General features: G+C 64.5%; 13 protein-coding genes. 8 read left to right on the top strand and 5 right to left on the bottom strand.

Annotation, left to right across the window (positions count from 1 at the left end):
- Window positions 1-123 precede the first annotated feature (123 nt).
- Both msrP and msrQ read left to right on the top strand, forming a co-directional pair.
- Window positions 124-1,125, top strand: a complete 1,002-nt coding sequence (gene msrP / locus OKC29_RS13145; protein ID WP_073352084.1) for a protein-methionine-sulfoxide reductase catalytic subunit MsrP — start codon at window positions 124-126, stop codon at window positions 1,123-1,125.
- A gap of 19 nt (window positions 1,126-1,144) precedes the next feature.
- The gene (msrQ, locus tag OKC29_RS13150; protein ID WP_011707719.1) at window positions 1,145-1,777 is read left to right on the top strand and encodes a protein-methionine-sulfoxide reductase heme-binding subunit MsrQ; all 633 of its coding nucleotides are present in this window, start codon (window positions 1,145-1,147) and stop codon (window positions 1,775-1,777) included.
- 44 nt (window positions 1,778-1,821) lie between these two features.
- On the opposite strand, the gene OKC29_RS13155 is transcribed toward msrQ, so the two are convergent.
- Complete coding sequence (locus OKC29_RS13155) at window positions 1,822-2,067, bottom strand: PepSY domain-containing protein (RefSeq protein WP_010635834.1); 246 nt, start codon at window positions 2,065-2,067, stop codon at window positions 1,822-1,824.
- A 63-nt stretch (window positions 2,068-2,130) separates the two neighbouring features.
- Between OKC29_RS13155 and OKC29_RS13160 the strand changes: the two genes are divergently transcribed.
- The 4 genes from OKC29_RS13160 to OKC29_RS13175 all read left to right on the top strand — a co-directional run bounded on the left by OKC29_RS13160 (window position 2,131) and on the right by OKC29_RS13175 (window position 5,096).
- Window positions 2,131-2,463 (top strand): PepSY domain-containing protein, encoded by a 333-nt coding sequence (locus tag OKC29_RS13160; protein ID WP_011707718.1) that lies wholly within the window; start codon window positions 2,131-2,133, stop codon window positions 2,461-2,463.
- Window positions 2,464-2,549: 86 nt separating this feature from the next.
- Window positions 2,550-3,206: a response regulator transcription factor gene (locus OKC29_RS13165; RefSeq protein ID WP_011707717.1), complete on the top strand. Its 657-nt coding sequence runs from the start codon at window positions 2,550-2,552 to the stop codon at window positions 3,204-3,206.
- A gap of 37 nt (window positions 3,207-3,243) precedes the next feature.
- Complete coding sequence (locus tag OKC29_RS13170) at window positions 3,244-4,593, top strand: sensor histidine kinase (RefSeq protein WP_039212974.1); 1,350 nt, start codon at window positions 3,244-3,246, stop codon at window positions 4,591-4,593.
- Window positions 4,594-4,634: 41 nt separating this feature from the next.
- Window positions 4,635-5,096: a hypothetical protein gene (locus OKC29_RS13175; RefSeq protein ID WP_010635837.1), complete on the top strand. Its 462-nt coding sequence runs from the start codon at window positions 4,635-4,637 to the stop codon at window positions 5,094-5,096.
- A gap of 146 nt (window positions 5,097-5,242) precedes the next feature.
- Here the strand turns inward: OKC29_RS13175 and torA are convergent, their stop codons facing one another.
- Together torA and OKC29_RS13185 are read right to left on the bottom strand one after the other, a co-directional pair.
- Window positions 5,243-7,723, bottom strand: coding sequence for a trimethylamine-N-oxide reductase TorA (torA, locus tag OKC29_RS13180; RefSeq protein WP_073352082.1), 2,481 nt, complete (start codon window positions 7,721-7,723; stop codon window positions 5,243-5,245).
- 22 nt (window positions 7,724-7,745) lie between these two features.
- Window positions 7,746-8,876: a NapC/NirT family cytochrome c gene (locus OKC29_RS13185; protein WP_073352080.1), complete on the bottom strand. Its 1,131-nt coding sequence runs from the start codon at window positions 8,874-8,876 to the stop codon at window positions 7,746-7,748.
- A gap of 364 nt (window positions 8,877-9,240) precedes the next feature.
- Here OKC29_RS13185 and OKC29_RS13190 point away from each other — a divergent pair, with 364 nt between their 5' ends.
- On the top strand, window positions 9,241-11,205 hold the full coding sequence (locus OKC29_RS13190) for a DNA topoisomerase III (RefSeq protein ID WP_073352078.1): 1,965 nt from the start codon (window positions 9,241-9,243) through the stop codon (window positions 11,203-11,205).
- A gap of 42 nt (window positions 11,206-11,247) precedes the next feature.
- Here the strand turns inward: OKC29_RS13190 and OKC29_RS13195 are convergent, their stop codons facing one another.
- Both OKC29_RS13195 and OKC29_RS13200 read right to left on the bottom strand, forming a co-directional pair.
- A complete protein-coding gene (locus OKC29_RS13195) occupies window positions 11,248-11,682 on the bottom strand; it encodes a DUF417 family protein (protein WP_005306350.1) in 435 nt (144 codons plus the stop codon).
- Window positions 11,683-11,695: 13 nt separating this feature from the next.
- Window positions 11,696-12,229: a carboxymuconolactone decarboxylase family protein gene (locus OKC29_RS13200; RefSeq protein WP_073352076.1), complete on the bottom strand. Its 534-nt coding sequence runs from the start codon at window positions 12,227-12,229 to the stop codon at window positions 11,696-11,698.
- A gap of 100 nt (window positions 12,230-12,329) precedes the next feature.
- On the opposite strand from OKC29_RS13200, the gene OKC29_RS13205 reads away from it, so the two are divergent.
- Window positions 12,330-13,157, top strand: coding sequence for an AraC family transcriptional regulator (locus OKC29_RS13205; protein ID WP_073352074.1), 828 nt, complete (start codon window positions 12,330-12,332; stop codon window positions 13,155-13,157).
- Window positions 13,158-13,173 lie beyond the last annotated feature (16 nt).

A 13,173-nucleotide genomic window follows, 5' to 3' on the forward strand; every position in this document is an offset into this window, starting at 1 on the left:
GTTTCTGGTCGGAACCATGGCCAAGGCACTGCCCCTCTATCAATTCATGTAATTTTCCGTGAAATAAAACTCGGCCGGGGCGGGTCTTATGATTGTTACCCTCATCGCCCCGGGAGTTTTTCAATGTTGCTCAAGCGCCGCTCTGCCCACCACCTCACCGAACAGGATGTCACGCCGGAAGCCGTCTATCAGGATCGCCGCCTGATCTTGAAAGGGCTGGGGCTTGGCGCCGCCACCCTGGCGTTTCCGACCCAGGCCGGGGTGCTCGATCTCTTCTCTGGCGACAAGCCGACGCCGGTCGCGACCCGGGCGCTCAACATCCACGCCGCCACCCGGCCGGAGGGGCTGATCCTCACGCCGGAGGAGAAGGCCACCACCCACAACAACTTCTACGAGCTCGGCACTGACAAGGGGGATCCGGCCCGCAACGGCCACTACCTCAAGCCCGAGCCCTGGACCCTGAAGGTGGAAGGGGAGGTGGCCAAGCCATTTACCCTGGACGTGTGGGATCTCATCAACAAGAGCACGCTGGAGGAGCGTATCTACCGGCTGCGCTGCGTGGAGGCCTGGTCCATGGTGCTGCCCTGGAGCGGCATCGCGCTGGCGGATCTGATCCGCCGCGCCGAGCCCACCAGCCGCGCCAAGTTCGTGGCGTTCGAGACTCTCTATGATCCGGAGCAACTGCCGGGACAGGCGTCGCGTTCCCTCGGTGGCGGCATCGACTACCCCTATGTCGAGGGGCTGCGCATCGACGAGGCGATGCACCCGCTCTCCTTCCTGGCGATGGGGCTCTACGGCAAGGCGCTGCCGGCCCAGAACGGTGCGCCGATCCGGCTGGTGGTGCCCTGGAAGTACGGCTTCAAGAGCATCAAGAGCATCGTCTCCATCCGGCTGGTGGAGGAGATGCCGCCCACCACCTGGAACCTGCTGGCTCCCAACGAATACGGCTTCTACGCCAACGTCAATCCGGCGGTGGATCACCCGCGCTGGAGTCAGGCCAGCGAGCGCTTCATCGGCGAGGGGGGCATCTTCGGGGCCAAGCGTCAGCCGACCTTGCCATTCAATGGTTATGCCGACGAGGTGGCGTCCCTCTATCAGGGTATGGATCTGCGCAAGTGGTATTGAGACGAGAGGAGCTGACACCATGACTCTGCGACTGACGGCGCGTCACATCACCCTGCTGCGGGCGCTGGTACACCTCGCCTCGCTGGGGTTTCTGCTCTGGCTGCTGGTGGCCGTGCCCGGCGGCCTGCTGGGAGGGGATCCGGTACAGGGGTTGACTCACTATCTGGGCAAGGGGGCGCTCAACCTGCTGCTGCTCACCCTGCTGGTATCGCCGCTGGCCAAACGCTGGCGGCAGGGGCAGCTCATCAAGCTGCGCCGCCCGCTCGGGCTCTGGTGCGCGGCCTGGGCTGGTCTGCACTTTATGGTCTGGCTGGGGCTGGATCTGCAGTTCGACTGGGGGCTGATTGGCGGCGAGCTGGTCAAGCGCAGCTACATAGTGGTGGGGATGGTGGCGTTGCTGTTGCTGCTGGCGCTCAGTCTCACCTCGATCCCGGCCCTGCTGCGGCGCATGGGGCCGGCCTGGCAGCAGCTGCACAACTGGATCTACGCGGTGGCCCTGCTGGTGCCGGTGCACTACTGGTGGTCGCTCAAGAGCGGCTGGCAGGAGCCGCTCATCTATCTGCTGCTGGCCTGCGCCCTGCTGGTGCCACGTCGCGACAAGCTGCTGCGCCCCTGGCGCCGGCTTCGGCCGCAGAAACTGAGGGAGGCATGAGGCCGGCAGTGCGCCGCCCCGACAACCCGCCATAAAAAAGAGGCCTAGTCGGCCTCTTTTTTGATGTCACCCGTATGGGCGTCTACCAGGAGTCGTACCCGCTGCCCCTGGGCATCCAGGGTTTCCACCTCGAATTTGTCCCCTTCCAGCTCCACTTCCCGAATGTCGTGATACCCTTGGGCCACCAGCAGTTTGACCAGCCCGGCCATGTCGAGACGGCTCTCGGCCGCCCAGCCGAGGGTGGAGAAGAGGCAAAGGATCAGCAGGAAACTGCGTCGGATCATATTCATTCCGGATTCATGGCTGGCAGACTATAAACGGCATTATGTTAGGTTTTGGGAGATGAATCATCCATGAATAGAGCCCTGTCTCTGCTTGGGTTGCTGCTGCCGGCTCTGGCACAGGCGGCCACGCCGAACGAGGCCTTGCTGCAGCAGGCGGTCAGCGAGGGACGGGTACGCCCCTTTCATGAGGTGATGGAGGTGGCTTCCCGCCTGCCGGTACGGGTGCTGCGGGTCGATCTGGGGGAGGAGGACGGCATCTGGCTGTACGAACTCAAGCTGATCGACAGCGAGAACAGCGTCATCAAGGTGGGCTATCGGGCCGACAACCTGGAGATGGTGTGGCTCAAGGGCCATCATCTGGAGCGGCTGTTCGAACCGCGTCCGCCCCCGGAAGAGGAGTGATGGAGTGAGTCCGCGAACGCGCCGCCACCCGGTTCGTTCCCCAACCGCCGCCGGTACCGGCACAACCCTGCTTTGGATACCCATTTATGCGAATTCTGATAGTTGAAGATGAGAAGACCCTGGCGGGCCAGCTGGCGGAACAGCTGCGCCTGTCCGGTTTCGTGACCGACCTCTGCCACGATGGCAACGAGGCCGGCTTTCTCGGCGAGACCGAGCCCTACGACGCCATCATTCTGGATCTCGGTCTGCCGGGCCGCGACGGCCTGAGCGTGCTGAAGGAGTGGCGCAGCAAGGGGATCGACACCCCGGTACTGGTGCTGACCGCTCGTGGCCAGCTGCACGAGAAGATCGAGGGGCTCAACGCCGGGGCCGACGACTACCTCACCAAGCCGTTCCAGGTGGCCGAGCTGGTGGCCCGGGTCCATGCCCTGGTGCGGCGGGCGGCGGGCAACGCCAGCTCGATCCTGGAGATCGGCGGGGTGCGGCTCGACATGGCGGCCTCCCAGGTGTGGTACGAAGGCACCCCCATCAAGCTGACCGCCCACGAGTTCCGGGTGCTCGGCTATCTGATGCAGCACAGGGGCAAGGTGGTGTCGCGCAGCGAGCTGATCGACCATATCTACGCCCAGGATTTCGACCGCGACTCCAACACGGTGGAGGTGTTCATCGGCCGGATCCGCAAGAAGACCCACTCCGATCTCATCGAGACGGTGCGCGGTCTCGGCTATCGGATCAACGAATGAGCCGGCTCTTGATGCCCTCTTGTGCCGGAGCGGCTGAATGAGGCTGGTGCGTACCCTGCGGGGGCGGCTGGTGGTCATCGCCATGGTCTGGTGCGGCCTGTTCCTGTTCGCCACCGGCTTCAGCCTGCAGACCATGATGCGCAACTACTGGCAGGAGGCGGAGGCCGACGGCCTGCGCCTGCAGCTCTACGATCTGCTCTCCCGCCTCGAGATCCAGCCGGATGGCCTGCCGGTGGTCACCGAACCCATGGCCGATCCCCGCTTTCGCCAGCCCTACTCCGGTTACTACTGGCAGCTGGAGCTGGGGGAGAGCGTGGTCAGCCGCTCCCGCTCCCTGTGGGATGTGCACCTCGACGTGCACGGCCTGAAGTCGGCTTTCGGCGATCCGGATCTCTTCGTCGGCAAGGGGCCCAACAAGGAGCCGCTGCTGATCATGACCCGCACCGTGCTGCTGCCTGGGTCGGATCGGGTGTTCACCCTGGTGATGGCCAAGGACAGCAGCGCCCTGACCCAGACCCTGAAGAAGACCCGCATCAGCCTGTTCCTCGGCCTCGGCTTTGCCGCGACCGGGCTGGTACTCGGCTTCATGTTCCAGATCGTCTACGGCCTGCGGCCGCTGCACCTGTTGCGGCGCGAATTGAGCCGGGTCCATCAGGGCCATCAGGAGGGGTTCCGGCTGCGCTACCCGCTGGAGATCCAGCCGCTGGTGGAGGACATCAACCGGCTGCTGCACCACTACGGCGAGCTGCTGCAGCGGGCCCGCTCCCACACCGGCAACCTGGCCCACGCCCTCAAGACGCCGCTCAGCATCATGCGCAACCAGGTGGCCCAGCTGCCGCCGGAAGATCAGGCCGCCCTCGGCGAGCAGCTCGATCAGATCCAGCGCCACATCGACTACCACCTCGGCAAGGCGCGAGTGACCGGTGCCGCCAAGATCCTCGGGGTGTCGACCCCGGTGCGGGCGCGGGTGGAGTACATCTGCCGCGCCTTCTCCCGCCTCTATCCGGGCCGGGAGGTGGATCTGCAGGTACCGGCCACCCTGGCGGTCGGGGTGGAGGAGCAGGACTTCGACGAGATGGTGGGCAACCTGCTGGAGAACGCCTTCAAGTGGTCGGCAGGTCAACTGCGCATCTCCAGCGCCGAGCTGGGGGGCTGGATCACCCTGCGAATCGAGGATGACGGTCCCGGCATGAGCGAGGATCAGATCGCCAAGGCGGTGCTGCGCGGGGTGCGCCTCGACGAGAAGGTGCCGGGTTCGGGGTTGGGCCTCAACATCGTCTCCGATCTGGCGGAAGCCTACCGCGGCAGCCTCATCATGGGGCGCGCCGAGCTCGGCGGGCTGGCGGCTTCTCTCTCGCTGCCCAAGGTGGCAAGAGTGGAGAGCTAGGCATAAGATATGGCACCTGTTTTAGCCTGAGGAAGAGAACCATGACCGATGATCCATGGGCACTGTGTCACCTCGACGATTCGTTCGATGCCTCCGTGCTGGGCACCAAGGGGGCCCAGATCCAGTGGTTTGAGGATCGCGACAGCCTGATTGCCTTCCTGCTGGAAGATTTCGTCGACCTGCTGGCCGACGTGGGCGAGCTGGATGAGGATCAGACCGAGCGGGCGCGTGAGCGCTTCACCCTGCTGGTGGAGCAGAGCTTCGACGATCGTGGCCTGATGGACGCTATCAACGATCTCGCCTCCGGCCTGCGCCGCATCGCCTGGCTGGGGCCGCTCTCCGAGCTGGCCGAGCTGAGCGATGACTTCGCCTCCGGCCTGCGCCGCTATTTCTGGAGCCAGTACGACGGGGATGAAGATGACCCGGATGCCTGGGTGCCGGAAGAACTCTGGCCCCAGCTGGTGGAGTGTGCGGAAGAGTATATGGTTGAGGGTGACTTCTGATTCTGAGCCCTTGTCCGCGCTCTGGCTGCAAAGCGGGTGGAGTGTCCGGAAGAGTAGATGGTTGAGGGTGACTTCTGAGTCACACCACAAACCGCGATAAGAAAACGGCGCCTTGATGGCGCCGTTTTTGTTGCTCAGTCCTCTGCTCAGGCGTTGGCCGGCACCGCGTGGGCGGTGTTGACCGGGGCCGGGCCCAGGTACTTCTCGATCTGCAGCTGGGCCATGTGGCCGCAGTTGCCCTGCGCCAGGCTGGAGGTGCCCTCGTCGAAGGTGAGGCAGTTGACGTTGCCGTTCTTGCACAGGCTCCCCGCCTCACCCGGTTTGGCCGGATCGAACCAGGCCCCTTCGCACACCCGCACCACCCCCGGGCGGATGTCGGTCGAGAGCAGGGCCCCCACCAGGATCTGGCCGCGGTCGTTGAAGGCCCGCACCAGATCGCCATCCTGGATGCCGCGTGCCTTGGCGTCGTCCGGGTGGATCAGGATCGCCTCGCGATCGGCGACGGCGAACTTGTCCCGCAGCGGGGTGTTGTCGAGCTGGGAGTGCAGCCGCTGGGTCGGGTGGGAGGTGTTGAGCGACAGCGGATAGCGGGTCGCCTCTTTGCTCTTGATCCACTCCTTGGGCTCATACCACTTGGGATGGCCGGCGCAGTCGGCATAGCCCATGCCGGCCACCGTGCTGGAGAAGATCTCGATCTTGCCGGACGGGGTACCGAGCGGGTTGAGCAGCGGGTTCTCGCGAAAATCGGCGTGACGGATCCACTGGCGGTTCGCCTCTGGCACCGGGAAACGGATGTAGTTGTTGGACTCCCAGAACATGTTGAACGGCGGCAGTGCCACCCGGGCGCCGCGGGCCTGGGCGGCCATGCCGTCATACATCTGCTTGAGCCACAGCATCTCGTCCTTGCCTTCGGTGTACTGCTCCTGCAGACCCAGCTTGGCGGCCACGTCGCGGAAGATGTCGAAGTCGTTGCGCGCCTCGAACTGGGGCGGCACGCACTGATGCATCGGGAACACGTAGCGCTGGGAGTAGTCGCCGCCCATCTCCAGATCGTTGCGCTCGTAGCTGGTGGTGGCCGGCAGGACGATGTCGGCGTGCTTGGCGGTGGCGGTCCAGTAGGGCTCGTGCACGATCACGGTCTGCGGCTTGCGCCAGGCCTTGACCAGGTTGTTGGTGTCCTGGTGGTGGTGGAAGGGGTTGCCGCCCGCCACGTAGACCAGCTTGATGTCCGGGTAGGTCACCTTGCGGCCGTTGAAGTCGATGGTCTTGCCGGGGTTGGCCAGACAGTCGGCGATGCGGGCCACCGGGATCGGCGCTGGCCCGTTCTTTGGCGCATTGCCGGCGGAGATACCCGCCAGGATGCCGCCCTTGGCGGTGGGGCTGCCACCGGAAGAGTAGTGGTAGCTGAAGCCGTAACCGCCACCCGGCAGGCCGATCTGGCCCAGCATGGCGGCCAGGGTGACCAGCATCCAGTTGGGCTGCTCACCGTGCTGCTGACGCTGCATGCCCCAGCCCGCCATGATCATGGTGCGCTTGGACGCCATGTCGAGGGCCAGCTGGCGGATCACCTTGGCATCGACGCCACAGATGCTGCTCGCCCACTCGGCGCTCTTCGGCTGGCCGTCTTCCTGGCCGAGCAGATAGGCGAGGAACTTGTCGAAGCCGGTGGTGTAGCGATCGAGGAAGGCCTGATCGTGCTTCTGCTCGCTGTAGAGGGTGTGAGCCACCCCCAGCATCATGGCCACGTCGGTGTAGGCGTTCGGTGCAATCCACTCGGCCCCGGCCAGCTTGGCAGTTTCGTTGTAGACCGGGTCGATGCTGATGATGCGAGTGCCCTTCTCCTTGAGCGCCTTGAAACCGGCCTGACCTTCGTGATCCGGCATGTTCCAGCTGTTCTTCAGGGTGACCTGGGCGTTGACCCCCCACAGCACCACCAGTTCGGCGTGCTCGATCACGTTGGGCCAAGCGGTCTGCTGCTCATACACCTCGATGGAGCCCATCACGTGGGACATGATCACCTGGGCGGCGCCGGCGGAGTAGTCGCCGGCATAACCGGTGAAGCCGCCCGCCAGGTTCATCAGGCGGTGCAGCAGGGTGCGGCTGTTGTGGAACATGCCGACACTCTTCCAGCCGTAGGATCCGGCGTGGATCGCCTGCGGGCCGAAGTCGCTCTGCACCCGGCCTATCTCGCCGGCCACCAGTTCAATGGCTTTCTCCCAGCTCACCCGCACCCACTCGTCGGCGCCACGCAGCTCGGGCTTGGCGCCCGGGCCCTGTTCCAGCCAGCTCTTGCGCACCATGGGGTACTTGATGCGGTTCTTGGCGTGCACCTGGAACGGCGCCATGTCGATGAGATCGTTGGGGGCCGGATCATCGGCCACCGGCTGGACCCGTACCATGCGGCCCTCTTCGACGATGGCCTCGAAAGCCCCCCAGTGGGCGCCGGTCAGGATGCCTTTCTGGGCCGGCACCAGGGTCGGGAATTGTTCAAGCGCCGTGCTGATGGCCTGGGCCAGCGCGCTTTTCGGGAAGACGCCGGCCAGCAGCGGCAGGGCGGCGCAGGCGCCGAGGCCCTTGAGCAGGTTGCGGCGGGAGAGATTGGTTTGCTTATCGGTAAAAAAAGTCATGACGATTTCCTCTGTGCCAGCCTTAGTGCGCCGCGTTCATGTCACTGGCATGTTTCTGGACGTATTGGGTCAACATGCGTGCCTGTTCCGGGGTCAGGGAGGTGCGTGATTCCATCCCCTTGATGACGCCGATCCACTGGTTGGCGTTGAAGTGATCCAGTGCGGTGAGGCCGTGGCAGCCGGTACAGTTGTTGGACATCAGGGTGGAGGCGTACTGCCACAGCTTGCCCTGATCGCCGATGAGCTGGCTCTGATCCACCCAGGCGGTCAGGCTGACCTGATGCCAGGTGAGGTTGGTGGCGCTGTCGGTTTCGCTCTTGCCGGTGGTGAGCTGCGCCTTGGCCTTGTCGCCGAGCAGGGTGCTCAGGATGCGCTTGCCGGGAGCGGCGTAGAACACTTCGCTCACACCCTCCTGCTGCCAGCCGTCGATGCGCACCTGGGCGCGGCCGTTGTCGTTGGCCAGCACTTCCACCTGGGTGGAGGGCATCAGGGTGCCTTCGTCGGTCTTGGCGCCGGCATCCAGATAGAGCGGGGTGGTGGCGATGGCGTAACGGGTGGTGACGCTGGCCGGGGTCTGGGCGGCGGCTTGCGCCAGCTCGCTGGCACCGGCGGCGGCCAGACCGCTCATGTCGGGCATGATGTGGGCGACGCCGCGGTGACAGTCGATGCAGGTCTGGCCCTCCTTGATGGCGACCGGGTGCTCGGCGCGGGCGTTGGGGCGCTGGGCCAGGATGTCCATCGCCGCGTAGCTGTGGCAGCTGCGGCAGGTGGCGGAGTCGTTGGCCTTCAGCTCGTCCCACACCGACTGTGCCATGCGCAGCTTGTGAGCCTCGTATTTCTCAGGCGTGTCGAGGGTGCCGATCGCCTCGTGATAGATGTCCTTCACGGCGCGGATCTTGGTCCACAGATAGGAGGTGGGATCACCCGGAATGTGGCAGTCGGCGCACTCGGCACGAATGCCCTTCACGTTCTGGAAGTGGACGCTGCCCTGATACTCGGCCAGCGGGGTCTGCATGGAGTGACAGGAGACGCAGAACTCGGTGGAGCTGGTCTTGTGCATGACGGTCACCGTGACCCCCAGCGCTGCAACGCCCAAGAGGGCCCCGAGCAGCAGTAGCCAGAACCAGGTTTTTCTCAACAATTTTCCAAGCATGACGGCGTTTTCCTACGATCAAATATTACCAATATAGTAGTATCCATGGAGAGGTAGTTGATTGACCTCTATCATGATTTATATTTTGTATTGTTATTTTAAATGCATTTATTATTTTGTAATTTATCATTTAATTGAATTTAATTTAACTTCCTGCGATTTTATCGTCTTTTTTGTCCTCGTTTGAGTCATGGTCAGCCTGAGCCTGCCATCCACCACCCGGCGGTGCTGTGCACCCGCCCGCCACCCCCTCTCAATCGCTCCTGCCTCGGCAAAGGCCTGTCGCCTCGCGCCCGGGGAGGGCTTGGGCTTTGCCCGGGGCCCGTTATATACTGTTCACATATACAGTGTTCAGGTGTTTGCCATGCGACTCTTCATCGCCGAGAAGCCCAGTCTGGGACGTGCCATTGCCGACGTGCTGCCCAAGCCCCACAAGAAGGGGGACGGTTTTATCGAAACCGCGCAGGGGGATGTGGTGACCTGGTGCATCGGCCATCTGCTGGAGCAGGCCGAGCCCGATGCCTATGACGCCGCCTACAAGCAGTGGCGCATGGAGTCGCTGCCTATCGTCCCGGCCCAGTGGCAGCTGGTGGCCAAGCCGAAGACCAAAACCCAGCTCACCGTCATCAAGCGGCTGATCAAACAGGCCGACTGTGTGGTCAACGCCGGTGACCCGGACCGGGAGGGGCAGCTGCTGGTGGACGAGGTGATCGATTTCCTCGGCTATGGCAAAACCAGGCCGGTGCTGCGCTGTCTCATCAGTGATCTCAACCCGCCGGCGGTGCGCCGTGCCCTCGACAAGCTCAGGGACAACAAGGAGTTCGTGCCGCTGGCGGTGTCGGCACTGGCCCGCAGCCGGGCCGACTGGCTCTACGGCATCAACATGACCCGCGCCTATACCCTGCTTGGCCGCAAGGGGGGTTGCAGTGAGCTGCTGTCGGTCGGCCGGGTACAGACGCCGCTGCTGGGGCTGGTGGTACGGCGGGATCTCGAGATAGAAGCCTTCGTGCCCAAACCCTTCTTCGAGGTGCTGGCCCATCTACAGACCGAAGGCAACGAGCGTTTCAGCGCCAAGTGGTTGCCCTCCGAGGCCTGTCTGCCCTGGCAGGACGAGGAGGGGCGAGTGCTCAACCGGGCGCTGGCCGCCAAGGTGGTGGAGCGGATCCAGGGTCAACCCGCACTGGTGGAAGAGGTGGAGGAGCAGGCCCGCAAGCAGGCGGCGCCGCTGCCCTACAACCTCTCCAGCCTGCAGATCGATGCCGCCAAGCGGTTCGGCATGGACGCCAAGCGGGTGCTGGACGTCTGCCAGGGGCTCTACGAGCGCCACAAGCTCATTACTTACCCCAGATCCGACAGCCGTCACCTGCCGAGCGATCACTTCAACCGGGCCGGCCAGGTGCGGGAGGCCATCGCCAGCACGGCGCCGGCGCTGGCCAAGGCGGTGAGCGAGGCGGACGGCAAGATCCGCAGCAAGGCGTGGAACGACAGCAAGGTGGACGCTCACCACGCCATCATCCCCACCGAGAAGCAGGGCAACCCGGCCACGCTGGGGGCTGACGAGGCGAAGCTTTACGGCCTGATTGCCCGTCAGTACCTGCTGCAGTTCTACCCGCCGTTCGAGTACAACGACAGCAAGGTACTGCTGCGCATCGCCGGCGGCCTGTTTCAGGCCAAGGCGCGGCGGATCCTCAAGGCGGGCTGGAAGGCGCTGCTCGGGGTGGAGGAAGATGATGAAGAGGAGGTGGGGACTCTGCCGGCCCTGCGCAAGGGCGAGCAACTGCTGTGTGAGCGGGGGGAGCTGCAGGAGAAGATGACCCAGCCGCCCAAGTCGTTCACCGATGCCACCCTGCTGGCGGCCATGACCGGTATCGCCCGCTATGTGCAGGATCCCGAGATCCGCAAGACCCTGCGCGAGACTGACGGCCTCGGCACCGAGGCGACCCGGGCGGGCATCATCGATCTGCTGTTCAAGCGTCGTTTTCTGGTGCGCCAGGGCAAGAGCATCAAGGCGACCCCGACCGGGCGGGCTCTCATTCAGGCGCTGCCTGCCACGGCGACCACCCCTGACATGACGGCACTGTGGGAACAGCATCTCGGCCGGATTGCCGAGCGGCAGACGAGCTATCAGCAATTCATGGGGCCGCTGACCGAGCAGTTGAACGGCCTGATCGACGGCGCCAGACAGGATTCGGGGGCCAGCTTCAGCGCCTTGCCAAAGGCGGCGCCTGGGGCCGACAAGCGTCGCTTCACCAAGCGAAAGAGTCCGGCTGCTGGCGGCACGAGCGGGAAAGCCAAGCGGGGGAGCAAGCGGCCGGCCAAGGCTGCCTGATAAAAAAAAGCGCCCCTGTCGGGGCGCAAAAAGGCATTGTCGTCAGGCGTCGGCCAGTCTGGCGCGACTCAAATTGAGGTAATGCCAGGCAACGCCGAGCAGTACCAGATCCTTGAAGATGAAGAACTCGGTGACCGGCACTCCGTCGACCAGCTTCCAGACGCCCGGCAGGGTCAGCAGAAAGCTGAGGGTCACGAGGAAGGTCAGGATGGCCCCCAGGCTGCTCCAGTAGCCCAGACGTGGTCGCCACAGGCCGGCAATCAGACCGCAAGCGATCAGGATCTCGACCAGTCCGATCAGATTGGAGACGGCTTGCTCCGAGAGCACGGCATAGAGCCAGCTCATCAGCGGATGGCTTGCCACCAGCGGCCGGATGGCCGCCGCCTCGGTCGGCGTGAACTTGAACACGCCGATCCAGAGCAGGGTCAGTACCACTCCGGCGAGGGCGATCAGAAAACCTCGGTCATGGCGTTCCATTCATGCTCCTTTGTCAGGGGGTGAGAGTGACCGGCGGGAAGTCGATGTCGGTTGCCGCCAGATGATTGCCGTAGTTGGTCAGGGTATTGATGACCACCTGCCCCAGTACCTCCATTGCCAGCTCATCATCCACACCCGCGGCACGGGCTGCGGCCAGTTGTTGATCGCTGATGACACCGCGCTGGGTAACCAGGGCGCCCGCCAGCTGCAGCAGGGCGTGATCGAGTGGATCCGCCGCCTGGGCCAGACGGGCAGCCCGGATGGCATCGTCATCGAAACCGGCCCGGCCAGCCAGCAGGGTGTGGGCCGACAGGCAGTATTGGCAGGCGTTGGCCTGGCCGATGGCCAGTGCCAGCAGCTCCCGCTGGCGGGCACTGAGTCGCCCTTTGCCCAGCGCATCGGCAAAACCGAGCAGGCCGTTGAGCACCGCGGGTGAATGGGCCAGGGTGGCGTAGAGGTTGGGAACCTTGCCAAGGCTGCTTTTGAGGGCGGCGAAGGTGGGGGCGGCAGCCGGTTTGGGCTGGCTCACGGGGTGAATGCGACTCATGATGTGCTCCTGTTTGGGTTGGGTACGGGAGACACTATGCCGGTTTTAATGGTACGGTTTATCACCCATAGTCCACTATTGGCGACTTATCGTCTCAAACATGGATCCACTTTCGATACTGCTGGCCCATGCCGCGCCCCGGGCCAATCTCTTCTTTGCCGGCAACCTGTGTCAGCACTCCCACAGCCATGACTATCCGGCTGGTGGCCACCTGCACCTGCTGCGCCGTGGCGAACTGCTGCTGCGCGAGGAGGGGGGCGAGCCCCTGCTGCTGACCGAACCGACCCTGATCCTGTTTCCCCGTGGGCGGGGACACAGACTAGAGCCGCGTCAGCTGGCGGGCTGCGATCTGGTGTGCGCCAGCGTGTCGTTCGGACCGACGGGTGACTCACCATTGCAGCTGGCTCTGCCGGATACCCTGGTACTGCCGCTGCAGACGATTCCGACCATGGCGCCGGTGCTGACCCTGCTGTTCGAGGAGGCCTTCGCCGACCGCTACGGCCAGCCACCGATCCTCTCCCGTCTGCTGGAAGTGCTGCTGATCCTGCTGCTGCGCCATCTGGTGGAACAGGGGCACTGCCGGCAGGGGATGCTGGCTGCGCTTTCCGACCCGCGTCTGGCGCGGGCCGTCACGGCCATGCATCAGCGGGGAGACGAGCCCTGGACGGTCGAGACGCTGGCACGGGAGGCGGGCATGTCGCGCGCCCGCTTCGCCGCCCATTTCCAGGCGCTGACCGGGCAGACGCCTCTGGGCTATCTGACACGCTGGCGCATGATGCTGGCCAGTCAGCAGCTGCTGGCAGGGGAGTCCATCACTCAGGTGGCGCTGGGGGCGGGGTACAGCGGCGGAACCGCCTTTGGGCGGGCGTTTGAACGGGAGTTCGGCATGAGCCCGGGACGCTGGCTCAAGACGCGGCAGCGGGAATGACCGGGGCCGCAGCGGG

It is taken from the genome of Aeromonas sp. QDB34 (assembly GCF_027705405.1).
GTDB lineage: Bacteria > Pseudomonadota > Gammaproteobacteria > Enterobacterales > Aeromonadaceae > Aeromonas > Aeromonas hydrophila.

Bases quoted from the DNA above. Each gene is read 5' to 3' on its own strand.
- OKC29_RS13200 (WP_073352076.1), bottom strand. From the start codon at position 12,229: ATGAGTCGCATTCACCCCGTGAGCCAGCCCAAACCGGCTGCCGCCCCC.
- OKC29_RS13190 (WP_073352078.1), top strand. From the start codon at position 9,241: ATGCGACTCTTCATCGCCGAGAAGCCCAGTCTGGGACGTGCCATTGCC.
- msrQ (WP_011707719.1), top strand. From the start codon at position 1,145: ATGACTCTGCGACTGACGGCGCGTCACATCACCCTGCTGCGGGCGCTG.
- OKC29_RS13185 (WP_073352080.1), bottom strand. From the start codon at position 8,876: ATGCTTGGAAAATTGTTGAGAAAAACCTGGTTCTGGCTACTGCTGCTC.
- OKC29_RS13170 (WP_039212974.1), top strand. From the start codon at position 3,244: ATGAGGCTGGTGCGTACCCTGCGGGGGCGGCTGGTGGTCATCGCCATG.
- OKC29_RS13165 (WP_011707717.1), top strand. From the start codon at position 2,550: ATGCGAATTCTGATAGTTGAAGATGAGAAGACCCTGGCGGGCCAGCTG.
- OKC29_RS13195 (WP_005306350.1), bottom strand. From the start codon at position 11,682: ATGGAACGCCATGACCGAGGTTTTCTGATCGCCCTCGCCGGAGTGGTA.
- OKC29_RS13155 (WP_010635834.1), bottom strand. From the start codon at position 2,067: ATGAATATGATCCGACGCAGTTTCCTGCTGATCCTTTGCCTCTTCTCC.
- msrP (WP_073352084.1), top strand. From the start codon at position 124: ATGTTGCTCAAGCGCCGCTCTGCCCACCACCTCACCGAACAGGATGTC.
- OKC29_RS13175 (WP_010635837.1), top strand. From the start codon at position 4,635: ATGACCGATGATCCATGGGCACTGTGTCACCTCGACGATTCGTTCGAT.
- OKC29_RS13160 (WP_011707718.1), top strand. From the start codon at position 2,131: ATGAATAGAGCCCTGTCTCTGCTTGGGTTGCTGCTGCCGGCTCTGGCA.
- torA (WP_073352082.1), bottom strand. From the start codon at position 7,723: ATGACTTTTTTTACCGATAAGCAAACCAATCTCTCCCGCCGCAACCTG.
- OKC29_RS13205 (WP_073352074.1), top strand. From the start codon at position 12,330: ATGGATCCACTTTCGATACTGCTGGCCCATGCCGCGCCCCGGGCCAAT.